Origin of the sequence: Paenibacillus tyrphae (assembly GCF_000722545.1) — a bacterium.
GTDB lineage: Bacteria > Bacillota > Bacilli > Paenibacillales > NBRC-103111 > Paenibacillus_G > Paenibacillus_G tyrfis.
The window spans coordinates 211,375-235,424 of record NZ_JNVM01000016.1; the positions used below are offsets into that span (position 1 = coordinate 211,375).

A 24,050-nucleotide genomic window follows, 5' to 3' on the forward strand; every position below is an offset into this window, starting at 1 on the left:
GTGCAGATGGATGGAATAAGCGATGCCTTGTTGGTTCCCGTGATTGTCGTTGCCGTTATCGTAGTGTTGGGCCTGGCGTTCTGGGCGCGGTACAAAACGGTCAGCCCGGACGAAGCGATGATCGTGACCGGTTCGTTTCTCGGCAGCAAAAACGTACTGACGGACGACAGCGGACGCAAAATCAAAATTGTACGCGGCGGCGGGTCATTCATTCTTCCCGTGTTCCAGCGGGCCGAGTTTTTGTCGCTGCTGTCGCATAAGCTCGACGTCTCTACTCCCGAAGTATATACGGAGCAAGGGGTGCCTGTACTTGCCGACGGCGTGGCGATCATCAAGATCGGCGGGGCCGTCGAGGATGTCGCTACCGCGGCGGAGCAGTTTATGGGCAAGCCGACGGAAGCGCTTAAAGGAGAGGCGCAGGAAGTGCTGGAAGGCCACCTGCGGGCCATTCTCGGCTCGATGACGGTGGAGGAGGTGTACCGTAACCGGGATCGCTTTGCACAAGAGGTTCAAGGTGTGGCGGCCAAGGATTTGAAGAAAATGGGCCTGCAAATTGTTTCCTTTACGATCAAGGACGTCCGCGACAAGCAGGGTTATCTGGAGGCGCTCGGGAAGCCGAGAATTGCCGCCGTGAAGCGGGATGCAGAAATCGCCGAAGCGGAAGCGCTTCGCGATTCGCGGATTCAGAAGGCGCGCGCCGAGGAGGAAGGGCAGAAGGCCGAGCTGCTGCGGGACACGAACATCGCCGAGGCTTCGAAGGAGAAGGAGCTGAAGGTAGCCGCCTTCAAGAAAGATCAGGATATGGCCCGCGCGGAAGCGGACCAGGCGTACCACATCCAGGAGGCACGTTCGAAGCAAAGCGTTGTCGAGGAGCAAATGCGTGTCGAGCTCGTGCGGAAGGAGCGCGAAATCGACCTCGAAGCGAAGGAGATTCTTCGCCGCGAGAAGCAGTATGACGCCGAGGTGAAGAAGAAGGCGGATGCCGACCGGTATGCGGTCGTTCAGGCGGCGGAAGCGGAGAAGGCGAAGCAGATCACGCAAGCGGACGCCATGCAGTACCGCATCGAAGCGGAGGCGAAAGCGCAGGCGGAGCAGAAGCGGCTTGAAGGTTTGGCGATCGCGGATGCCGAGCGGGCCAAAGGGACGGCGGAGGCGGAGGTGATCCGGCTGCGCGGCTTGGCCGAAGCGGAAGCGAAGCAGAAACTCGCGGAGGCGTTCGAGAAGTTCGGCGAGGCGGCCGTTCTCGACATCATTGTCAAGATGCTGCCGGAGCTGGCGGGCAAGGTGGCCGAGCCGATCAAATCGATCGACAAGCTTACGATCGTCGATACCGGTCACGGCGAAGGCGCGGCGCGGGTCAGCAACTACGTGACGCAGCTGATGGCGACGGCGCCGGAAATGCTGAAGAGCGTCAGTGGACTGGACGTGGAGAAGCTGGTGAAAGGCTTGACGAATCGCACGAGTCAGCAGACTTCCGCGGCGAATCAACCGGCTCTCGTCCCGGCCCCTTCCGCCGATTCGACTGCAAAGCCGGAAGCGTAAGCGGGGGTAGATGGGCAGTCCGATTTTACGCGCGGCCTGTTCTGGATTATAATGGAGAAGCGGCACGTTTCTACGTGTGCACATTAAGGGCGGCCTTCCGGGCCGCTTTTCTTTTCTCCGGAGGGATTACAATGCCTAAAACAAACGCTGCAAGCGTCAATTTGACGGAAGGCCCCATAGCCAAGAAGCTGCTGTTATTCGCTCTGCCGGTGCTGATGGGCAACGTGCTCCAGTCGCTGAACGGGACGATCAACTCGATCTGGGTTGGCAATTACCTTGGTGAGAGCGCTTTCGCCGCCACTTCCAACGCAAACAATATTATGTTTTTCCTGCTTAGCCTTGTATTCGGCATAGGGATGGCTTCCACGATTTTGATCGGACAAAGCATCGGCGCGCAAAATGAGGAGCAAGCCAAACGCGTAGTCGGTACGAGCGCGCTGTTTTTTGTTACTCTGGCGGTGATCATCACCGTGATCGGTTTTATTTTCTCGTCAACGATTCTGGAATGGATGCAGACGCCCAAAGATGCGATGCCTTATGCCATCGCGTATTTGCGCATTATTTTTGTCGGCGTGCCGTTCATGTTCTTCTATAATTTCGTGATGATGATCATGCGGGGCGCGGGCGACTCCAAGACGCCGTTCTACTTCTTGCTGCTGTCGACCGTGATCGATATCGTGCTGAATCCCGTATTCATTTTCGGATTAGGGCCGATTCCCCGCCTCGAAACGGCCGGCGCCGCCGTAGCCACGGTTATTGCGCAGCTGGTGAGTCTGGTCGGCCTGATCTTCTACTTGTACCGGACCCGCTATTTTTTGCGTCTGACCCGTGAGGACCGGCGATATATTCGGCTGGATCGGCAAATTATCGTATCGCTTGTCAAAAAAGGGCTGCCGATGGGCCTGCAAATGATGGTCGTCTCGACCAGCGCCATTGCCATCGTCAGTCTGGTGAACAGCTTCGGCTCGTGGCGACCGCAGCGTTCGGCGCGGCCATGCAGCTCTCGAGCTATGTCCAAATGCCGGCGATGGCGATCGGCGGAGCCGTGTCGACGCTGGCTGCGCAAAACGTCGGAGCGGGCAAATGGGACCGGGTGCATAAGACGACGCTGCTTGGGATTGCGTTCAACTTTGTGATGACGGGTTCACTCGTCGGATTGATCTACGTGTTCAACCGGCAAGCGCTGCAATTGTTTCTGCAGGACGAGGCGGCCATTGCCATCGGGATGAACATCAACCATATTACGCTGTGGGCGTTCGTTCTCTTCGGGATCACGTTCGTCGTCTCCGGCGTCGTTCGTTCGACCGGTGCGGTCATGGTGCCGCTGCTTACGGCCTTCCTGGCGCTCTGGTGCATCCGTGTGCCGGTGGCCTACTATTTGGGGAATACGTTCGGGCTGGAGGCGCTCTGGTGGAGCTTTCCCATCGGCTTTTGCATCAGCATTGTGATTTCCGTTGCTTACTACGTGTGGGGAAACTGGCGCAGCGCCAAGATGCTGACTCCGGAGCCGGGTCAGGCGGAGTAGTTGTGATGAAAGTTATCGTATAACGAATTCCTCCCCTGGATTCCAGAGGAGCGTTATGGTAAAGTGAACTCAACTTATCCTTATGAAACCGGAGGACTTGTGCGGCGATGATATGATAACACGTTATCCAAGGAACAACTTGCAGGAATGCAATCGTTTTTCCCCGAAGAAAAGCGGACGGGATACGTGTGCCGACGAGAGTCCATTCGATAGAACGACGAACGGTTAACAAGCTGCCGGGCCTGACGGTTTTTTCCGTATGCGCCTGCGCTTCTTGTCCTCACTTATGCATGCATATGACCGTAAGCCCCGGGCTGCGGTTTTTTTGTTGTCATGAAACGGAAGAAGGCCACAATGCTAATCGTAAAAGCAACGGATTTACGCAAGGAATGGGAACGCAGTTGATGGCAGAGCCGGAGCCGGAGCTTGAGGCGGACCGACAGCAGTTAATAGCCGACATCAAGCGGCTGCGGGCGCTGCTTATGAGCTTGAAGCAATCGTAAGCACGATGAAAAGAAGATGCCTTTCGGGACGGAATAAACCCATCCTGAAAGGCATCTTTCATTACAGCTGACGGATCAGTGAAATTACACCGTTGGCACCGACTCTTTCTTGGCCATGCCCGCCTTCGTCTCCGGCTCGTTCGTAATCTGGCTGGAAGGGAACGACAATTGCAGGCTGATGCAGGCGGCGGCAGCGACAAGCGCGGCGGAGATGAAGAACGTCGTCATCAACGAGGTCGAGCTCATCAACAGCCCGGCGGCTCCCGAGCCGATCAAGACGCCCCCGGTCATGAGCGGAGCCAGAATACCGTTCGTTCGGCCGACGTAATCGGCATGTACCAGCTTAATCATGAACGTGCTGAGCACGATTTGCAGGAAAGCTTCCGTTATCCCGACGAAAAAGCGCATGGAAGCTGTGACGAGGACCCACCGGGACAATACTTCAAAAGCGATCGAAGCGGCCAGGATCAGCAGGCCGAGAAACATGACCGTCTTAGCGAACCGTTGAATGTGGGAGGAAAGCGCTGCGGCGAGCAGCCCCCCGAGAAGCATCCCGAACCCGGAAACGGCGTAGAACCATTGCAAATTTTCTTTGTGCAGGCCGAGACGTTCGATCAGAATGTACACGTCGAGCGGCTGGATAATCCCGACAGCGAGACCGATCAAAGTGAAGACCGCAGCGATGACGACTAAATTCCGGTGGCGCTTCACGTAGCGAAAGCCCTCGGCCATGTCCTGAAGGACCGTGCTGCGGGCCGATTCGGCGGAACGCTCTGACGAAGGGAGCCCTAATTGGATAATTACCGCAAGTAAAAATAATCCCATCAGCACGATCAACGAATATTGGATGCCCAGCGTCGTATAAATCGCCGTGCCAATAATCGGTCCGGCAATGACGAAGATCGACATCAAGCCTTGCGTAATGCCGACGGCCAAGCCGACCTGTTCCTCGGGAACGTGCTTTTTGAACAGGATGGAGGAGGACGGCTGCGAGAACTGGCTGACCACTGCGGATACGATCGTCGCTACGAAGACGGCCTGCCACAAGCCGGACATCATGCACAACATGATGATTCCGATGGAAACCGCGCTCAAGGTATCTCCAGCGATAACCGTTTTCTTCGGGTTCCAACGATCCGCGAAGGTGCCGCCGATGAACGAGAAGATAAAGATCGGTAAATATTCGAACATGGTGAGCAGAGAGACGGCAACCGGATCGTTATTGGTCATATCCATGACATAAAAGAGCAGGGCGATATTGCGCGTCCAAATCGCAAGCTGCTGCAGCAGGTCGGCGAAAGCTACGATTTGGAATACGCGGTTTCGCCATAAGGGCGGGTGGGTGTGGGGGAGAGGCGAATGACTCATAGATAAATCCTCCTTGATAATAAACTGACCGTCCGGTTTAATAAGGCTCAAAAAAAGACGGAAAACCGCTTAGTCAGGCCGAATTCCGTTCAGAATCGTGTCGATCGCTTTGCGATGAATGGCAATCAATTGGTCCATCGAATAATTCTCGTAATAAGTGGCGCTCAAGCCGCCAAGCGTTCCCATGACGATGAAGGTTAATTGCTCGGGGTCGTCTTTCTTGAATTCTCCCTTATCCATACCGGCCTGCAGCACGTTCTTTACATGCTGGTGGGGCGTCTTGGCAAGCGTCAGCAAATAGTTCAAGATGTCGGGATCGGCGGTTTGACTGCCGGAAAATTCCTCTGCCGCCTTCATGAGAGGATTTTGAAGATCGAGCGCAAAATGATCGGCCAGCGCGTACAGCCGTTCGGTTTCGCTCGTCAAGGAAGCGGACAGCTTGGTCCATTGATCAATCCATTCCTGCATGTTCTCGTCCAGCAATTTCAGGAACAGAGATTCCTTGCTTTTGAAATGGTAGTAGATGCTGCCTTTGCTCATGCCGGAGTTCACGCGAATATCGTCAATCGACGTGGCACTGTATCCTTTTTGGACAAACAGCTCCTTGGCGGTGGCGAGTATATGTTTGCGGGTCTGTTCCGCTTCTTCGGGACGTTTGCGTGCCATCGTGCACCTCATTTATTAATCTGACCGTCCGGTCTAATTATAAGATAAAGGAAGCGGAGCGAAATAGCAAGTCACTCGACAGTAAAATCATCTTTGAACATTCCGTGAACAGAATGAGCAAAATGCACACAATGCGAATTATTCAACTTATGAGCAGAAGCTAGGCTCATGAAAGCGCTTAATGCTACAATGACGAAGCAATCGATAAAGAAAGCGCTATCAAAGAAAGGGCAAAACAAAAATAAAATGGAGGTCCTCACTTATGATATTGAAAACGTTATCGAACACATCTTGGAAAATCGCGCTCACCGGCGTTCTGGCGCTCAGTTTGACGGCATGCGGTGCGGGCGGAGGCGCTTCATCAACGAATGCCGGAGCGAAGCCGGCCGCCTCCGACAAATCGTCCTCTTACCCCGAGAAGCCGATCGTCATCGTCGCTCCGTCCGGCGCAGGCGGCGGCTGGGATAAGACGGCGCGGTCCGTCTCCAAGACGCTTGCCGAAAGCAAGGCGGTCGGGCAGCCCATCACTGTGGAAAATAAGCCGGGCGGCGGCGGAGCGGTCTTCATGGCTGAATATGCGACGAAGGACAAGAAAGACAATTACAAGCTGTTCATCAGCTCGCCGCCGATTCTGATCAACAACTTGAAGAAGGAAGGCAACAGCCCGTACGGGTACAAGGATACGACGCCGCTGGCCCAGCTTACCAAGGACTACGGCGCGATCGTTGTCAGCGCAGGCTCGAAGTTTAAAGATATGAAATCGGTGATCGAAGCGCTGAAGGCAGATCCGACGAAGGTAACGGTTGCGGGAGGCTCCGCGCCGGGCTCGATGGATCATCTGATTGCTGTGCTTCCGGCCTACAAGTCGGGGATCGATCCGAAGAAAGTAAAGTACGTTTCGTACGACGGCGGCGGCGAAGCGATGACTTCGCTGCTGGGCGGCAACGCGGACGTGATTGCGACCGACGCTTCCAGCGTAGGCGAATATGTCAAAGCGGGCAAAGTGCGCGTGCTTGCCGTGATGGCGCCCAACCGGCTTTCCGGCGAGCTGAAAGATGTCCCGACGCTCAAGGAGCAGGGCATCGACGCCGAATTTAACATTTGGCGCGGCATCTTCGGTCCGAAGGAAATGGGCAAGGACGAGCTTGCCTTCTGGGATGCCAAGCTGAAAGAAATGTCCGATTCCGAAGGCTGGAAAAAAGAACTTCAGGCGAACGTGTGGGAGAAAGATTACAAGAACGCGGCCGATTTCAAAGTATTCCTCGCCCAGCAGGAATCGCAGGTCAAGGACATGTTGACGGCGCTAGGCATGGCGAAGTAAGGACAGGAGGTTGATCCGATGAGCAAAGCATTTGATCGCACGCTATCTATCGTTTTTCTCGCGGTCGGAACGGCATTCGCTTATGGCAGTTTATCGATTTCCAGCAGCGCCTATGGAAGCCACGTGGGGCCGAACATCTTTCCGCTCGGCCTTGGTATTCTACTGATGCTGATCAGCTTGAGGCTGTTCTACGAAACGTTGAAATACCCGGCCGCTTCTAAAGGGGACGGCCATGGAAAAAAGCTGGATTATAAGCGGTTTCTCGTCATTTTGGCTTCTATGATCGGTTATATTATGCTGCTTGAGGAAATCGGCTATGTGATCAGTACGTTTATTTTTCTGATGATCGGCTTTCAAACGATGGAACGGGGAAAATGGCTGTACTCGGTCATCATTTCCGCAGGCTTTTCCATCGGCGTCTATTACGTCTATGTCGAATTGCTGCAGGGCACTTTGCCGGGCTTGCCTTCTTGGCTGGGCCTCTGAGCGAATGCTTTCGATACGGCAATCGTTCGGATTGCTAGGGAGGGTAGGGCTTCATGGATACGTTACAATATTTGCTCAGCGGGTTTGCTACGGCGCTGATCTGGTACAACTTGCTGTTTGCCTTTGCCGGCGTCTTGATCGGGACGATGGTCGGTGTCCTTCCGGGGATCGGACCCATCAGCGGGGTCGCCCTGCTAATCCCGGTCACCACCTCGCTTACTAGCGGACTGCCGCCGGAAGCTGCCGCGACCAGCTCAATCATCCTGTTGGCCGGCGTGTATTACGGAGCGATGTACGGCGGCTCGACCACCTCGATCCTGCTCAATACGCCGGGGGAATCGTCCTCCGTCGTCACCGCCTTGGACGGTTACCCGATGGCGAAGCAGGGCCGGGCGGGAGCGGCGCTCTCGATTGCGGCGATCGGCTCCTTCGTCGCTGGCGTGATTTCCTTGATCGGGCTGGTGCTCCTAGCTGAGCCGCTGTCCAATGTGGCGCTCAAAATGGGCCCCGCCGAAGAATTTTCGCTCATGGTTCTCGGACTGTGCGCGCTCAGTGGGCTGGCCGGGAAATCGATCACGAAAGCGCTGCTGATGACCGTATTCGGCCTAGCGCTGGCCACGATCGGAATAGATGCGGTGTCCGGCGTCTCGCGCTTTACGTTCGACATTCCCGAGCTGTACCAGGGCATTGAGTTTTTGACCGTCGCCGTCGGGATGTTCGCCCTCGGGGAAGTGTTCAAAACCATACTGGAGAAAGATGCGGATTCTGGCGAAATTGCCAAAATCAACCGTATCCTGCCGACGAAGCAGGACATGAAGGACAGCGCGATGCCGATTGTGCGCGGCTCGCTCGTCGGCTTCTTCAAAGGCATCGTCCCCGGCTCCGGGGCGACCTTGGCCTCGTTCCTTTCGTACCTGCTGGAGAAAAAAATCAGCAAGCATCCGGAAAAATTCGGCAAGGGCGCCATCGAGGGCGTCGCCGGTCCGGAATCGGCCAATAACGCCGCTTCGGGCGGCGCGATGATTCCGCTGCTTACGCTCGGCATTCCCGGAACGGGCACGACCGCCGTGCTCATGGGGGCGCTCATCATGTACAACGTACAGCCGGGTCCGCTGCTGTTCGAGGACCACCCAAGCATCGCTTGGGGCTTAATCTCCAGTATGTTTATCGGAAATGTGATGCTGCTGCTGCTCAACATGCCATTGGTGAAGGTGTTTGCCAAAATTATCGAAACGCCGGCAAAATACTTGATTCTGATTATCGTGACCATCTCCATCTTTGGCGTATACGCCGTGCAGATGTCTGTCTTTCATTTGATGCTCCTGATTGCATGCGGGGTTGCCGGCTATTTTCTTTCCAAAAACGACTACCCGATCGCGCCGCTCGTTCTCGGGCTGGTCCTCGGACCGATGATTGAAAACAACATGCGACGGGCGCTGACCATTTCCAGCGGCGACTTTTCCATTTTCGTCATGAAGCCGGTTTCCTTGATCTTCCTGATCATCGCCGTGCTGTGGCTCGCCATTCCGTTTGTGATGAAGCTGCGCGGCAAAAAAGTGATCGTCAACGAAGAGGCGTAAAGCGGGACGAATCCCGTTCTGAAACCATCCCCGGGCAGGTCCAAGCTTATTGGGCCCCCGGGGCTTTGTGTCGGTGGAGGCCGGATGTGGTATCATAGGAAAAAGGGGGAGTTTATGCGCTTACAAACGAAGCTGATTTTGCTCATATGCACACTCCTTTTTTCCGTGCTTACGGTAGCGGCGGGGGTTGTCGAATATATGGTGACTTCTATGATGGAAGACCAGATCGGAACCCGGGCGCTCAAGGTGGCGGAGACCGTGGCGGAAGTTCCCGAAATTCGCCAAGCGTTCAAGCTTGCGGAGCCGTCGTCCGTCATTCAGCCGCTTGCCGAGCAAATTCGCGAAAAGACAGGCGCCTTGTATTTGGTCATCGGCAACCGTGAAGGAATACGGTACTCCCATCCGGTGCCCGAGCGGATCGGCAAAGAAATGGTCGGCGGCGACAACGGTCCGGTGCTCAAAGGCAAGTCGATCATCTCTAAGGCGGAAGGCTCCATGGGGCCTTCGCTGCGCGGGAAAGTGCCGATTCGGGCCGAGAACGGAGATGTGATCGGCATCGTATCGGTAGGCTTCCTCCTCGACGATATTAACCGATGGGACGATGTGTATCAGCAGCGAATTTTGCTGATTTCCCTCGCAGCGTTAGCCGTGGCGATGGCCGGAGCCGTCGTCATTGCGAGAGGCGTCCGGCGTTCGATTCACGGTCTGGAACCGGAAGAAATCGGAACGCTTTACATGGAGAAGAAAGCCATTCTCGAATCGATCCGCGAAGCGATACTTGCGGTGGACCGCAACGGCTTGATCACCTTGGCGAATCAGCAGACGCTGCGCATTTTGGGGCTTCCCGACGATACGAAGCTGATCGGCAAGCCGATTCGGGAAATCGTTCCGAAATCCCGGCTGCTCACGGTGATTCGCACCGGCCAGTCCGAATTCGACGTCGAGATGATTATGCACGGTCAAGAGGTCGTCGCGAACCGGGTACCGGTGTTCAATAGGCAAAATGAAGTGATCGGCGCCGTAGTCAGCTTCCGCAGCAAGTCGGAGGTGTACCGGCTCGCAGAAGAGCTGTCGCAGGTCAAACGGTTCGCCGAGGGACTGCGAGCGCAAACCCACGAATATTCCAATAAGCTGTACGTCATCTCCGGACTCATCCAGCTCGAATCATATCAAGAGGCTGTCGAGATGATTTCTAAGGAAACTGATGTGCATCAAAATTTCATTCAGTTTATTATGCGCGAAATTCCCGACCCGGTGATCGGGGGATTGTTAATCGGCAAATACAACCGCGCCCACGAGCTGAAAATCAAGTTTGAGATCGATCCCGAAACTTCGTTCAAGGACGTCCCGGCCAGGATTGACAGGGATCTGCTCGTTACCATCATCGGCAATTTAACGGATAATGCCATGGAAGCGCTGCTTGAATATTCTGCCGCTGAAGAAAAGAAGGTTACCTTGTTTCTGAGCGATTACGGTGAAGATCTGATGATCGAATGCGAGGATAACGGTCCGGGTATCCCGGACGATTGGGCAGGGGACATTTTCCAGAAAGGCGTGTCGAGCAAGGAGGGCGAGCACCGGGGCATCGGCCTTGCGCTGGTCAATCATGCGGTGGATAAGCTCGGCGGCCGAATATTGCACGAACCGTCGGGGGAGGGAGGCACCGTGTTCTCGGTTGTCATTCCGAAACGGGTCGAACCGAAGAAAGGAGAAGGAACTTGAAGGCTGACGCTGCGAATGCGACCCCGCCGATCCGCGTGCTGATCGTCGAAGACGATGAGCGGATCGCGGAGATTAACCGGCGCTTCGTCGAGAAAGTGCCGGGCTTCGGTGTTGTCGGCATAGCGACCGACGAGCCGCAGGCGCTGGAGCTGCTGAGCGTGCTGGAGCCGGATCTGGTGCTGCTCGACATTTATTTTCCGGAGACCAGTGGGCTTGAGCTGCTTCGTACCATCGGCCAGCAGCACCGGCAGGCGGATGTCATTATGATTACCGCGGCCAAAGAGGTCGAAGCCGTGCGGGGAGCGATCCGCGGAGGCGTGTTTGATTATATCATCAAGCCGGTACTCTTCAGCAGAATGCAGGAGACGCTGCAGCGGTACGAATCGTTTCATCGGACGATCAAGCAACTGCGTCAGGCTAACGTTTCGATCGGTCAAGATGAGATCGATCGCCTGCTTCAAGGCAGCGCAAAAAAAGAAGCCCCCGGTCCGGGAGCTTTGCTGCCCAAAGGCATCGACAAGCTGACGCTAGATAAAATCGTTCAAGCGATCTCCGAGGCGACCGCGCCGCTTACCGCGGAAGAAACGGCGAAGCGGGTCGGCGTCAGCCGCTCTACAGCCAGGCGCTACTTGGAGCATTTGGCGGAAGAAGGCAAGCTTCGCGCCGATTTGTCTTACGGAGATGTCGGCCGCCCGGAGCGGGTGTACTTTCGAAAAAATAAATGAGTGAATTGTTTATTCTGTTAAATATTTTTCTGTCAAAATCGACAGCAGCTGGATGCCGACTTCGTTGTGCCCGCCCTCGGGGATGATGAGGTCGGCATATTTTTTGGACGGCTCGATGAAGGCTTCGTGCATCGGCTTGACCGTCGTCAAATATTGGTCGTATACGGATTGGATCGACCGGCCGCGTTCCTCGATATCGCGAAGCACTCTGCGGAGAATTCGTACGTCCGGGTCGGTGTCCACGAACACCTTAATGTCCAGAATGCCGCGAAGCTGCTCGTCCGACAACACATGGAGCCCCTCGATGATGACGATTTTGTTCGGCTTCAGTTCGACGGTATGAGTGGTTGACCGCGCATGCTTGGAAAAATCGTAGACGGGTGCGGTCACAACCGATTGGTTTTTAAGCTGCTTCAAATGCACCAGCAGCAATTCGTTATCGAAGGCGAACGGATGATCGTAGTTGATCGATTCCCGTTCCGTGAGGGATATATGCGAGTGATCCTTGTAATAATTGTCCTGCGAAATAAACGTTACTTTGTCGGATCCGAGCCGGTCGATAACGGAGCGTGCGACCGTCGTTTTGCCCGAACCTGTGCCTCCTGCGATACCGATGATTAACATAAAGGGGAAAATGCCTCCTGCCGCGTAAGATCAAACTTCAATTTTAGTATTGTAGCACAAATGCCTCCGGAACACGAGTCCGGTCGAACGCTGTCACATATTCTTCGGAGCTTTTGGCAAAATAACGCTGTTGCCGAACATCTACAAGACGAAGGAGCGAGAACGGATGACTTTACAGACGCTGCAACAACCCGGGATGACGCTCCCGGGGTTGAAAGACAAAGTCGCGGTCGTCACCGGCGCCGGTTCCGGGATCGGCCGCGCCGCCGCGATTGCCTTGGCCAAGCAGGGAGTGAAAGTATGCCTGCTCGATCTGCTGAACGACCGCACGGAGCAGGTCAAGCAGGAGCTGACGGCCATGCAGGCCCAGACGATCACGGTGGACGTGGACGTGTCCGACCCGCTGCGGGTGAAGCAGGCGATCGATACGGCAGCGGGAACATGGGGCCGGCTTGACGTCGTTTTTGCCAACGCAGGGATTAACGGCGTGCTGGCGCCGATCGAAGATATGAAGCCGGAAGATTGGGACCATACGCTGTTCGTCAATCTGAAAGGGACGTTTCTGTGCGTGAAATATGCGATTCCTCATATGAAGCAAAAGGGTGGGAGCATCATCGTGACCAGCTCGATCAACGGCAGCCGCGTCTTCTCGAACTTCGGGATGTCGGCGTACAGCACGTCCAAGGCGGGTCAGATTGCTTTTGCGAAGATGGCGGCGCTTGAGCTTGCCCGTTATAAAATCCGGGTGAACGCCGTGTGTCCGGGTTCGATCAAAACCCACATCAATCAAAGCACGCACCCGTCGCCGGAGCTGGAGAAAGTCAAGATCAAGGTGGAATATCCGGAGGGCAATCAGCCTCTGGAGCACGGTCCCGGGCAGCCGGAGCAGGTGGCGGATCTGGTCGCTTTTCTCGCGTCCGACGCTTCGAGCCACATTACCGGAACGGAAATCTTTATCGACGGGGCGGAGTCGTTGATCTGACCGAACGGGACATGTAGCGCGGGGAGGCCTTTTATGGTATGCTCGCTTCAAGGTCTTAGCCGTTCGGAACGGAACGTTCGAGGCAATCCGCCGAACAGCTGCCTACGGCTCTGGAAGGGGGAGAGAGCATGAACGAATTTATCAAGATCAAGGGGCTGGAGGGAGATCTGAAAATTTCTCATAAAAAGAGAGATTTCGGACTAACGGTCTCGACCAAGGAACTCGTGTTCCAAAAGCCGCATGCCAATTATCATATCAAGCTTGAAGATATTATTAGCATCTTGCCGTACGAGCCGCCGTCCGGCGTCCGTCCGATTACGTTCCAAAAAAGCGGTGCCTCCGGAAGCGAAACCGTCAGCATGCACTCCGGGATGCCGCATTACCGCCTGTACGTGAAAGAAGCGACGGTGCATAACCGCAGCGGCATATTTCAGCTTGATGGCGCGCAGTTCGTTTTGCCGATATTGCGCGATTTGCTGCTTGCGATTTCCCAGTACGGCGGCCTCAAGAGCTTCACTTGACAGCTTTTCCATACCGGCCCTATTGCAGCGTTATGCTGGCAGCAGGGCTTTTTGCGGCGAACATTGCAAAACGGCTTCGAGCCTGTCTTGTAAAAAGAATGTGGAATTTGTCTGCGCTAGTACTACGGTTGGTAACCTAGTATAATATATAGAATGCATAAGTATTGAAGGAGGAACGACGATGAATTCGTTTGATTTTCATAATCCTACCAAAATCTTGTTCGGTGCGGGCAAGCTGGAGCAGCTGGGCGAGCAAGTAGCAGCCTGCGGAAGCAAAACGGTATTGCTCGTTTATGGCGGCGGAAGCATCAAAAAGAGCGGCCTGTACGACCGCATCCTCACGCAGCTTGCCAATGCGGGTGTTCGAACTGTCGAACTGCCCGGCGTCGAGCCGAATCCCCGGGTCACGACGGTGCGCAAGGGAATCGAGCTGTGCCGCGCGGAAGGCGTCGATTTGATTCTGGCCGTGGGCGGAGGCAGCGTAATCGACGCAGCCAAAGCCGTCGCCGTCGGTGTTCCGTATGAGGGAGACGTGTGGGATTTTCTGATGCGGAAAGCGAAAATCACGGCGGCGCTGCCGCTTGGAACGGTGTTGACCTTATCGGCAACGGGCTCCGAAATGAACGGCAACGCCGTTATCACTAACTGGGAAGAAAAGCTGAAGAAATCGTTCGGCAGCATTTACGCTTATCCCAAATTTTCCATTCTGGACCCGACGCTGACGTACTCGGTGCCCGCGGATCAAACGGTGAACGGGATCGTGGACATGATGTCGCACGTCTTCGAGCAATATTTCAGCCTCACGCCGGACACGCCTCTGCAAGAGCGGCTTTGCGAATCGATCCTGCAAACGGTTATCGAGAACGGCGAACAGGCTCTGGCCAACCCGGAGCAATACGAGGCTCGCGCGAACCTGATGCTGTGCGGCACGTATGCGCTGAACGGCGGCATGATCAGCGTCGGCGTACAGACCGATTGGGCGACGCACGCCATCGAGCACGAGGTGAGTGCGATCTATGATATTGCGCATGCGGCGGGACTTTCCATTTTGTTCCCGAGCTGGATGAAGTATGTATACCACAGCCGTCCGGACCGGTTCGTGCAGTTTGCCGTCCGGGTGTGGAACATCGATCCTGCAGGCAAAAGCGAAGAAGAAATCGCGTTGGCCGGCATTCAGGCGACGAGGGATTACTTTACGCGCATCGGCGCGCCTGCCCGTCTCACTGATCTCGGTATCGGAGAGAGCGAAATCGGCCGAATGGCGAAGGAAGCCGTCAAGTTCGGTCCGGTCGGATCGTTCAAGGTGTTGCATGAGGACGATGTGAAGGCCATTCTACAGCTAAGCTTATAAGAGGGAAGAAGACTCATCATGAAATCGACAACCGCAGAGCGAATGAACCATACGATCTTTGTGTTGGTCACTTTGCTGTATTGGTGCACGCTCTATGTCTACGTGCCGATCCTATCGCCATACCTTGATCATCTAGGCGCTTCCTACACCATGGCCGGGATCGTGCTCGGCAGCTACGGCTTGACGCAGATCGTGCTGCGTTTGCCGCTCGGGATCACTTCCGACCGTTTCAAGAGCCGGAAGCCGTTCATTCTGCTCGGCATGTTGTGCACCGCGGCCAGCTGCTTATGCTTCGCTTTGGGCGAGCAGCTTGGCTGGGCGTTCGCCGGCCGTGTTCTGTCAGGGGTAGGCGCCTCGACCTGGGTTGCGTTTACCGTCATGTATGCCGGAATATACCGCGGCGAACAAGCGACCCGGGCGATGGGCACGATCAGCCTGCTTACCGTCGCCGGGCAGCTTTTCGGCATGAGCATGAGCGGCTACTTGGTCAAATGGGGCGGGTGGAACGCCGCATTCTGGACCGGGACGGTCATCGGACTGGCCGGACTGGCACTCGCCTTCCTGCTGAAGGAACCGCAGGAAAGCGGCGACCGTTCGCCGATGCGTTTCGCCGACCTCGCGCCGGTGATGAAGGATAGGCTGCTGCTGAAAGTTTCTTCGTTGTCCATTTTGGCGCACAGCGTCTTGTTTATTACGATGTTCGGTTTTACGCCCTCCTACGCCTTATCGCTGGGGGCGGATGAGGCTGGGCTGACGCTGCTTGTATTTGCTTTCATGATTCCGCACGCCGTCAGCTCGTTTATGACCGGCAAAGTATTTGCTCCGCGCTTCGGAGCGTGGAACGTCGTGCTGCTCGGCTTTGCGGTCAGCGCCGTGTGCTCGGCGGCAACGTCGCTGGTGCCCGGTTTCGGGCTGCTGCTGCTGACGCAGGCGGTAAACGGATTTTTCCAAGGGCTGCATTTCCCGCTGCTCCTGGGGCTCTCGATACAGCACATTCCGGAACAAAAAAGAGCTACAGCGATGGGGCTATACCAGGCGGTGTACGCGATTGGCATGTTTGCAGGGCCGTTCTTGGCCGGCGGCTTAAACGAGTGGGCGGGGCTCAAGAGCGGATTTTATTTGGCCGGGGTACTCGGGGCGAGCGCCGTGGGCTTGACCTTGTTCTGGTTCAGGCCCCGCCGTCAACGGTCCGACGCTTCGCGGTCGTCGCTTAGCAGATAGCGCGTATACAAATCAGGCTGTCGAGAAATTTTCGACAGCCATTTTTATGCTTTTTTTTCATGATCAATCGATTCAAGCAGCCTGTTGCCACTAAGCGTCCTTTATAACTATGCTATCGCATCTGGACGAGTAACTACACTACTTATGCAAGCCGCGCACCTACTAATAATGCGAAACTTCCAGAAGAGGTGATTCTATGGCTTGTGCTTGTAGTCGTTCAGTGCGAAAAGGGAAGGCTAAGGCAGCAAAGCGGGGAACCGCACAATCGAGTTCTTGTCCTTGTAAAGTAAATAATGCGGGGCTCAGATTCCGGAGCAAAAAAGGAAATCTGCTTACGTTTGAAGTCATCTTCAGCTCCAAATGTACTCCATGTACGAGCAGCCCCCTCATTACGTTCTCGATTCCCAAGGTGTTCCGCGGCAAAGCGCGTATCGTTAAGGTTAATCAAGTGTTAGTTACCGTAGCTGCAACCTCTCTGGCCGACTTCGTGCTGGCGGCCAAAGTTCAGAACCGCTGCATCAGACCGTTGTCCAAACGGAATTGCGTGTTCAAAGTCGTGTCGTCTTGCTCGCAAACCCGAAAGCTCCGGATCATTAACGGACAACGGGTCGACGGTTTTTGCCTGACCTAGAACGAGCCTGAAAATACAACGAAACGGGCAGGGGAGACCCTGCCCGTTTGTCGTGCCGTCCTATCATATAAAACGCGTGGATATTGTCCGGCCTTCCTTCACATAAACCCGGGGAACCCGGGCGCTGATGCCGCATACGATTTCGTAATGGATCGTATGCGCATGGCTTGCGACATCGGCGGCGGTCACTTTGTCTTCCGGCGTGCCGAAAAGTAAGACTTCGTCGCCGAGCTTCGCGTCCGGAATTGCGGTTACGTCAAGCATCAACTGGTCCATGCAGATCGTTCCGGCGATTGGCACGGACTGCCCGCGTACCGTTGCGGTTCCTTTATTGGAGAGCGCCCGCGGCATACCGTCGGCGTATCCGAGCGGTACCGTGGCAATTCTGCTATCTTTGTCGGAGGCAAACGTGCACCCGTAGCTGACCGGCTCCAACGCCGGGACGTCCTTGAGCGATACGATTCGCGATAGAAGCCGCATAGCCGGCTTGAGGGGAGCTCCTGCAATAACGCCTCTTACTGACGGCTTCAAGCCGTACAAGCCGATCCCGACGCGCACTATGTCCAAATGCATATGCGGATAAGCAATGGTTGCGGCGGTGTTGCAGCAATGCCAGAGTGGAACGGTGATGCCGGCTTCCTCAAAAGCGCCGCGAAATTCGAGAAACCTCGCAAATTGAAGTTCTGTGTATGCCGGACTCGGATGGTCCGCATTGGCAAAATGCGTAAATACACCCTCCAGCGTCACATAAGGGCTCTCGCTCGCACGGCGAGCGAGCTGCAGTGCAGCATCTGGCGACGTAATCCCGAGCCGGTTCATCCCGGTCTCGATCTTTAGATGAATCCGGGCTGCCCGGCCCAAGCTCTCCGCTTCATGCAGCACTGTTTCGAGCGCCTCATCGCTAAACACCGTCAGCGTCACATCGGCCGCAACGGCCTCCCGGATCGCTTCCGGAGACGTGTAGCCGAGCACAAGGATCGAGGCGGCAATGCCCGCCGACCGCAGGCGGAGTGCCTCATCCAGAAAAGCGACCCCGAGGCGGTCCGCGCCGGCGCTCAGTGCCGTCCTGGCGGTTTCCACCGCGCCGTGGCCGTATCCGTTCGCTTTGACCACCGCCATCCACTGGCAGCCGGGTCGGAGAAGCGACTTGAAGTACGCCGCGTTCGAGGCGATGGCATCGAGCGAGATTTCGGCCAGTGTCGGACGATGACTGAAACTGCCGTCCCAATCGGCGTAGTCCAGCTCGGGCATAATCGAACGGGGGGGCTCCTCGTGCGGTTTCACAATCCTATCGTTCCTTGTGTGCATGTTGTGCTGCTCCTTCGTGGTAGATATAGAATTTATAAGTTATAAGCGGAGCTGATTGAATTCTATATCGCAAGTAAAGTTTCCACTAAAACACGAATGTATCTTCCTCGAAAAGGCTTCGATAAGAAGCTTTTCTTATGATTTGCTGAATAAATAATAATCTCCCCCGAGGGCGGGGGAGTTTTTCTTATTTATCGGCTGGATACGGTTTCCAGTGCTTTGTGTGAAGGCACATAGTCGTAATTCAGATCTTTCGCTACCGCTTCGTACGTGATGGCACCGCCTGCCGTTGTAAGACCTTTGGCCAAGGCCGGGCTATCGGTGAACGCTTGCTTCACGCCTTTGTTCGCGATTTGCAGCGCGTACGGAATCGTCACGTTCGTCAGAGCGATGGTGGAGGTGTTCGGAACCGCACCCGGCATATTGGCTACCGCATAGTGGACTACGCCGTGCTTGACATACGTAGGCGCATCGTGAGTCGTGATGCGGTCAACCGTAGCGAAGATTCCGCCTTGATCGATGGCAACATCGACAACAACGGAGCCTGGCGACATGCTGCGCACCATATCTTCGCTAACCAGCTTAGGCGCTTTGGCTCCCGGAATGAGCACCGCTCCGATGACGAGATCGGATTGACGGACCGCTTGGGCGATGTTATACGGATTGGACATGAGCGTCTGAATTTGCGGGCCGAACTGATCGTCAAGCTGACGAAGCCGGTCTGCGCTCAAATCGATTACTGTTACATCCGCACCTAAGCCAACTGCGATTTTCGCCGCGTTCGTGCCGACTACGCCGCCGCCGATGACCGTGACTTTTGCCCGTTGTACTCCGGGCACGCCGGCGAGCAGGACACCTTTGCCGCCATACGGCTTCTCCAGGAACTGCGCTCCGATTTGCGTCGCCATCCGTCCGGCAACCTCGCTCATCGGTGTCAAAAGCGGGAGCGTGCGGTTGACTTCAACCGTTTCGTAAGCAATGGAAATGACTCCCGATTTCGTCAAAGCCGCGGCTAATTCCGCATCGGCGGCCAGGTGAAGGTAGGTGAATAAGATCAGACCTTCCCGGAAATAACCGTATTCGGAAGAAAGGGGTTCTTTGACCTTCATAATCATTTGGGATTTTTCCCAAACCTCTTGAGCAGCATCGGCGATCAAGGCTCCGGCCGCCGCGTATTGCTCGTCCGTAAAGCCGCTGCCAAGGCCTGCTCCTTTTTCAATATACACGCTATGGCCCGACTGTACAACTGTGGACACGCCGGCAGGCGTAATGGCCACGCGGTTTTCATTATTTTTAATTTCTTTTGGCACGCCGATAATCATTATTGCCATCTCCCTCGATAATGTGGTTGGATCGTTTCGGTAAACTGAGTATATCGAACAAATCCGGCGTTTTTCTTCGTGAAACGAGCTGAAAAGAATTGGATGCTTTTGTGTTTTTTCACAAAACGTAAGCGTTTTCGCAGGAGGGACGGGCCATTTTGTGTAATGTCACAAATCGGTCCGGTTATTTTTGAGTAACAAGACAAATGCAGACGGGAACGAGTGTGCTACGATTTAGACATCAATTCGTCACATAAGCGAATGTAAGCGCATACTGTAGCTCCTGTGTAAGTTTATGGTAAAATAAAAAGCACAGACTTTTCGCCGGGCGTATCGGCTCGCAGCAGATTCATAAGGAGGGAAACAACAGTCAGAAGCAAGTCTCTATCCTTTGAGGCACGAATAATGCAAGCCCAAGCCTGGAAATTAACTATTGGAGGAGATTTTTTGTGAAAAACAACAATGAACTGAAACGGGGACTGGAGCAAAAGCACATTACTCTAATGTCGCTTGGCGCGGCAATCGGCGTCGGCTTGTTTCTGGGGTCCGCATCGGCAATAAAGGTAGCCGGGCCTGCGATACTGATCGGCTACATGATCGGCGGGCTGGCGATGTTCTTCATTATGCGGGCGCTGGGGGAGATGGCCGTTCAGAAGCCGGTGGCCGGTTCGTTCAGCCGCTATGCCCGGGAATATATGAGTCCTGTGTTCGGCTTTTTGACGGGATGGAACTATTGGTTTATTTGGGTCGTGACGTGTATGGCCGAAATTACCGCCGTCGGGATCTATATGGAGTATTGGTTCCCGGGAGTGCCTAGGTGGATTTGGGCTCTGGCGGCGCTGGTCATCATGAGCCTGGTCAACCTGATTGCCGTTAAAGCCTACGGTGAGCTGGAGTTTTGGTTCGCTTTGATCAAAATCATCACCATCATCTTCATGATCATCGTCGGCGTGGGCATGATCGTATTCGGTCTGGGGAATGGCGGCATCGCTGTCGGAATCAGCAACTTGTGGAGTCACGGAGGCTTTTTTGCGAATGGCTGGTCGGGCGTCCTGCTGGCTATGCAGATGATCATGTTCGCCTATCTGGGGATCGAAATGATCGGGGTAACGGCCGGTGAAGTCAAGGACCCTGCGAAAGCGCTCACAAGAGCGATCGACAACGTGTTCTGGCGCATTCTCATCTTCTACGTCGGCGCGCTGTTCGTCATCATGTCGATTTATCCGTGGACGGAAATCGGTCTCAAGGGCAGCCCGTTCGTCATGACCTTCGAGAAGCTGGGCATTCCATATGCCGCAGGTATCATCAACTTCGTCGTGCTGACTGCCGCGCTTTCGTCTTGCAACAGCGGCATTTTCAGCAACGGCCGCATGCTGTACAATTTGGCGCAGCAGGGAGAGGCGCCTGCAAGCTTTGAGAAGATATCCCGTTCCGGCGTTCCGGCTCGTGCGATTGTTGTATCCGCTTTCTTCCTGTTGATCGGCGTCGTGCTCAATTACATCGTTCCGGAAAAAGCATTTACCATGGTTACCAGCATCGCTACGTTTGCGGTCATTTGGGTATGGGCGGTCATTCTGATCTCGCAAATCCGCTTCCGCAAGAAGCTTTCGGCCGATCAAGCCGCCAAGCTGATTTACAAAATGCCGTTTGCGCCTTATAGCTCTTACATCGTGCTCACATTCCTTGTGTTCGTGGTCGGGATTATGGCTTATTCCCCGGATACCCGGATTGCACTGGTGGTCGGTCCAATATGGTATGCGATCCTGCTCGTGGTTTATTACGTGAAAAAGAAAAAAAGCGTCTCTCCGGCCGAAACGAACGGCAGGGAAAGACGCGTAGACGACGGCGCGACGCAGATATAGTCTAATCGAACGGAATGGATCAGGAGGACATGAGCTTATTGGTCTTGAGATCAATGTAAAGCGCTACCTTCTGGTCCATGCTTTTTAAGTCGATCTCGCCGATTTCGGCAATCCGGGACAGACGATAGTTCATCGTATTCGTGTGGATATGGAGCGCGGCAGCGGCCTCCTTGGCATTGCTGTCGTGCATCAGAAACGTCTCCAGCGTGTCCAGCAGATTCGTATGATGGTCCCGGTCGTATTCTTTAAGCCGCTGCAAATGGCGGTTCACCATCCGGTGGGACTGCTTGTATTCGAAAATGGGGGGCAGGAACCGGTAAAATCCCAAGTCTTCGTAGTGGTGAATTTTCGTTTGATTCGGGAACAGCTTCTTCAGGCGCAGCAGCGTAAGCGCTTCGCGGTAGCTCGTCTCGACCTTGCCGTAATCCTCGTACAGAGAACCGCAGGCGGAGGCCATGGCAGACACGCGAAACCGGTCGTGCATCTGCTTGCCAAAATGATTGATAAAGCTGCCAGCATGCTCTTTCCAAGACGTCGATTCGGAAGGGGAAGCGAGCAGAATGAAGTGATGGTGATCCACCGCATGGCATACGACGGAGATGCGCTGCGTCACCGACATCAGATAGCGGATTTGCTGGAGCCGATGATCATCGATCGATTCGGGAAATTCGAACACCATGACGTAAAAAGCGGGGGGCAGCGTCAAATGGATTTGAGCCGCTTTGTCCCGGACCGCCGCTTCGGTGGTCAGATGCCCCGTAAGCAGCTGCCAGAAAAACTCCTGATAGCCTTCCTCCTGCTTGCGTTTGCGCGTTTGAATCTGCAGGAGCTTTTGCTTGGCCGTTTGCGCGGCCTTTTTTAATTGCTGTATGCCGTTATCGTCGATGGGCTTCTCCACTTCAAGCGCCCAAATATATCCAAGAACTTCCTCGTCTTTGCGAATGGCGACGGCGACGCGGTCCCCGAGACCGATATTCATAATGGAAGCGATCCGGACGGGCTCGTCGGTCTTCATGAGCTGCGGAATAACCCCTTGCCTCCACAAGCTTTGCACGACCTTCTCAGGCACCCGCCGGCCGATGATGGTCGCAGTGCGGGCTTCGTCCGTCTGGCGGTCGTGCGCGCTGTAGGCGACAAGCCGATGATTGGCGTCTTCAATCGTAACCGGGCAGCGAAGCACCTCGCTAATGGTTTCGGCTAACGTTTCCAGACTGTCGAAATGCTGATCGAAGGGCCCTTTTTCGGCGGTCATGCTTCATTTCTCCTTTTTAAAGTTTCGGGTGGCAGCGGTACCATTTTAACTATAAACAAATTTTTTTGTCATGGGAATCCCCTGAGGGGGATCAAAATTTAACTGTATCGTGCTATAATGGACGAACACACATTCTCATGGAAATAGAAAGGGATTTTCTATGTCGTTTCGTCAGCTTGTAATCATTGTAGGAATTACCGTGCTTGGCATCGCTGCCGCCTATATGGCCCAAGTTCCGGTCGTCTTCGGCTTTTCGGCAGGGCTGCTGGCCCTTATTCTGATTTCGCTCCGCAGCGGAATCGGAGGCAAGGAGCTTGGTGCCGGGATACTGGATGGCGTTCGCCGCACCAAGGAAGTCGTCTGGCTTCTGCTGCTCGTCGGCATGATTCTGCCCTGCTGGGCGGTCAGTGGGACGGTGGACGAGCTGGTTCAATGGGCGCTTGCCGTCGTGCAGCCGCAGTATGCGCTGACCTTTTCGTTTCTGATCTGCGCGTTCGTATCGATGATTCTCGGGACCTCGACCGGGACGCTCAGCGCAGTCGGCGTTCCACTCATCGGGATGGCAATCCATGTGGGCGTTCCGCTGCCGTACGTGGCCGGGGCCGTCGTCTCCGGCATTTTTGTCGGCGACCGTACGTCGCCTTTTTCCAGTGCGCACCAGTTGATTGCGGCTTCGACGGAAACGTCCATCCCGCGGCAATGGCGGGCGATGGCTCCGACCTCGGCGCTTGCCGTGCTTGCTTCGCTGGCCTTCTACGGATGGCTTGATCTGCGGACGGCGAAGGGTTCGGTGGAGCAGGCGGCTAGCCTCATTCCTTCCGATCTCGGTGAATCGCTTGTGCTGCTGATACCCATCTTCGTTCTTCTCGGCTCGATCGTACTGCGGCTGAAGACGAAATACGGATTTCTGTTATCCATTGCCGCCGCTATTATTGTAGGAAGCCTGCAAAAAGGGGTGGGGCCGGCCGTTTGGCTGAAAGCGATGTGGAGCGGGGCGGAGCATTCGATTGTCGAAGGCAAGGGATTGCTGAGCATGATCAGCCTTGTCTCGCTTATTGTGCTAGCCGGGGCGTTCAACGGCATTCTGGAACGGTCGAACCTGATCGGCGCGTACATCGAGCGGATGATGGGGGAGATGCCTTCGCTCGCTTCCGCCACATGGCGCACCGGAGCGTTCGGCTTGGTCCTTTGTCTGATCTCCTGCACGCAGACGCTGCCGATTATCATGTCCGGCCGTAACATTTTGCCGCTGTGGAACCGCCGGTTTAGCTCCGCGCACCTCTCGCGCGTCATCGCCGATACGAGCGCCGTTCTGGCCGCGGCCGTACCGTGGAATTTGCTGGCCGTGCTGTGCAGCACGTTTGTGGGCGTGCCGGTGGAGCAGTATTTGCCGTTTGCGATTTTTTTGTGGAGCCTGCCGCTTTGCACTTATTTATATTCCGCTTATCTGGATCGTGCGAAAGTCCGTGTTCAAGCCTGAGATATCAGGCTTTTTTGTTTATAATGATAGAATGTATAAGTTTTCAGCGGAGCTGAAG

Annotated in this window: 18 protein-coding genes and 1 pseudogene; 13 read left to right on the forward strand and 6 right to left on the reverse strand. The window is 55.1% G+C overall.

The annotated features are described in order from the left end of the window. The first annotated feature begins 6 nt into the window (after positions 1-6). Together ET33_RS20050 and ET33_RS20055 are read left to right on the forward strand one after the other, a co-directional pair. Positions 7-1,542 carry a flotillin family protein gene (locus ET33_RS20050; RefSeq protein ID WP_036685769.1) on the forward strand — a complete coding sequence of 512 codons (1,536 nt, stop codon included), beginning with the start codon at positions 7-9 and terminating at the stop codon, positions 1,540-1,542. Positions 1,543-1,673: 131 nt separating this feature from the next. Next, positions 1,674-3,067 (forward strand): annotated as a pseudogene (locus ET33_RS20055) (MATE family efflux transporter). A 587-nt stretch (positions 3,068-3,654) separates the two neighbouring features. Here ET33_RS20055 and ET33_RS20065 read toward each other — a convergent pair. Beyond that, the gene (locus tag ET33_RS20065; RefSeq protein ID WP_051775457.1) at positions 3,655-4,938 is read right to left on the reverse strand and encodes an MFS transporter; all 1,284 of its coding nucleotides are present in this window, start codon (positions 4,936-4,938) and stop codon (positions 3,655-3,657) included. Between the two features lie 69 nt (positions 4,939-5,007). Continuing rightward, a complete protein-coding gene (locus ET33_RS20070) occupies positions 5,008-5,604 on the reverse strand; it encodes a TetR/AcrR family transcriptional regulator (RefSeq protein ID WP_010495378.1) in 597 nt (198 codons plus the stop codon). Between the two features lie 262 nt (positions 5,605-5,866). Between ET33_RS20070 and ET33_RS20075 the strand changes: the two genes are divergently transcribed. From ET33_RS20075 to ET33_RS20095, 5 genes are all read left to right on the forward strand, one after another. Further along, positions 5,867-6,925, forward strand: a complete 1,059-nt coding sequence (locus ET33_RS20075; RefSeq protein ID WP_081890398.1) for a tripartite tricarboxylate transporter substrate binding protein — start codon at positions 5,867-5,869, stop codon at positions 6,923-6,925. 18 nt (positions 6,926-6,943) lie between these two features. Beyond that, the gene (locus ET33_RS20080) at positions 6,944-7,411 is read left to right on the forward strand and encodes a tripartite tricarboxylate transporter TctB family protein (RefSeq protein WP_036685771.1); all 468 of its coding nucleotides are present in this window, start codon (positions 6,944-6,946) and stop codon (positions 7,409-7,411) included. Between the two features lie 53 nt (positions 7,412-7,464). Further along, positions 7,465-8,991 carry a tripartite tricarboxylate transporter permease gene (locus ET33_RS20085; RefSeq protein WP_036685773.1) on the forward strand — a complete coding sequence of 509 codons (1,527 nt, stop codon included), beginning with the start codon at positions 7,465-7,467 and terminating at the stop codon, positions 8,989-8,991. 114 nt (positions 8,992-9,105) lie between these two features. Continuing rightward, positions 9,106-10,713 (forward strand): ATP-binding protein, encoded by a 1,608-nt coding sequence (locus ET33_RS20090; protein ID WP_036685775.1) that lies wholly within the window; start codon positions 9,106-9,108, stop codon positions 10,711-10,713. Beyond that, entirely contained in the window at positions 10,710-11,438 is a 729-nt protein-coding gene (locus ET33_RS20095) for a response regulator (protein WP_051775458.1), read from the forward strand. Before ET33_RS20090 ends, ET33_RS20095 begins: the two co-directional genes overlap by 4 nt. A 9-nt stretch (positions 11,439-11,447) precedes the next feature. Here ET33_RS20095 and udk read toward each other — a convergent pair whose 3' ends face one another. Further along, entirely contained in the window at positions 11,448-12,062 is a 615-nt protein-coding gene (gene udk, locus ET33_RS20100) for a uridine kinase (RefSeq protein WP_036685785.1), read from the reverse strand. A gap of 166 nt (positions 12,063-12,228) precedes the next feature. Here udk and ET33_RS20105 point away from each other — a divergent pair, with 166 nt between their 5' ends. The 4 genes from ET33_RS20105 (at position 12,229) to ET33_RS20120 (ending at position 16,137) form a co-directional block, all read left to right on the forward strand. Next, the gene (locus ET33_RS20105; protein ID WP_081890399.1) at positions 12,229-13,044 is read left to right on the forward strand and encodes an SDR family oxidoreductase; all 816 of its coding nucleotides are present in this window, start codon (positions 12,229-12,231) and stop codon (positions 13,042-13,044) included. A gap of 128 nt (positions 13,045-13,172) precedes the next feature. Further along, positions 13,173-13,565, forward strand: coding sequence for a hypothetical protein (locus ET33_RS20110; protein ID WP_036685787.1), 393 nt, complete (start codon positions 13,173-13,175; stop codon positions 13,563-13,565). Positions 13,566-13,746: 181 nt separating this feature from the next. Continuing rightward, the gene (locus ET33_RS20115; protein ID WP_036685789.1) at positions 13,747-14,916 is read left to right on the forward strand and encodes an iron-containing alcohol dehydrogenase; all 1,170 of its coding nucleotides are present in this window, start codon (positions 13,747-13,749) and stop codon (positions 14,914-14,916) included. Between the two features lie 18 nt (positions 14,917-14,934). After that, on the forward strand, positions 14,935-16,137 hold the full coding sequence (locus tag ET33_RS20120; protein WP_036685791.1) for an MFS transporter: 1,203 nt from the start codon (positions 14,935-14,937) through the stop codon (positions 16,135-16,137). Between the two features lie 694 nt (positions 16,138-16,831). Here ET33_RS20120 and alr read toward each other — a convergent pair. Both alr and ald read right to left on the reverse strand, forming a co-directional pair. Then, positions 16,832-18,076, reverse strand: coding sequence for an alanine racemase (gene alr / locus ET33_RS20125; RefSeq protein ID WP_081890400.1), 1,245 nt, complete (start codon positions 18,074-18,076; stop codon positions 16,832-16,834). Between the two features lie 191 nt (positions 18,077-18,267). Then, positions 18,268-19,398, reverse strand: a complete 1,131-nt coding sequence (ald, locus tag ET33_RS20130; protein WP_036685792.1) for an alanine dehydrogenase — start codon at positions 19,396-19,398, stop codon at positions 18,268-18,270. Positions 19,399-19,847: 449 nt separating this feature from the next. Here ald and ET33_RS20135 point away from each other — a divergent pair, with 449 nt between their 5' ends. Then, positions 19,848-21,260, forward strand: a complete 1,413-nt coding sequence (locus ET33_RS20135; protein WP_036685794.1) for an amino acid permease — start codon at positions 19,848-19,850, stop codon at positions 21,258-21,260. Positions 21,261-21,279: 19 nt separating this feature from the next. Here ET33_RS20135 and ET33_RS20140 read toward each other — a convergent pair whose 3' ends face one another. Then, positions 21,280-22,512, reverse strand: coding sequence for a PucR family transcriptional regulator (locus ET33_RS20140; protein WP_036685797.1), 1,233 nt, complete (start codon positions 22,510-22,512; stop codon positions 21,280-21,282). Positions 22,513-22,672: 160 nt separating this feature from the next. Here ET33_RS20140 and ET33_RS20145 point away from each other — a divergent pair, with 160 nt between their 5' ends. Then, positions 22,673-23,992 (forward strand): Na+/H+ antiporter NhaC family protein, encoded by a 1,320-nt coding sequence (locus ET33_RS20145; RefSeq protein ID WP_036685799.1) that lies wholly within the window; start codon positions 22,673-22,675, stop codon positions 23,990-23,992. Positions 23,993-24,050 lie beyond the last annotated feature (58 nt).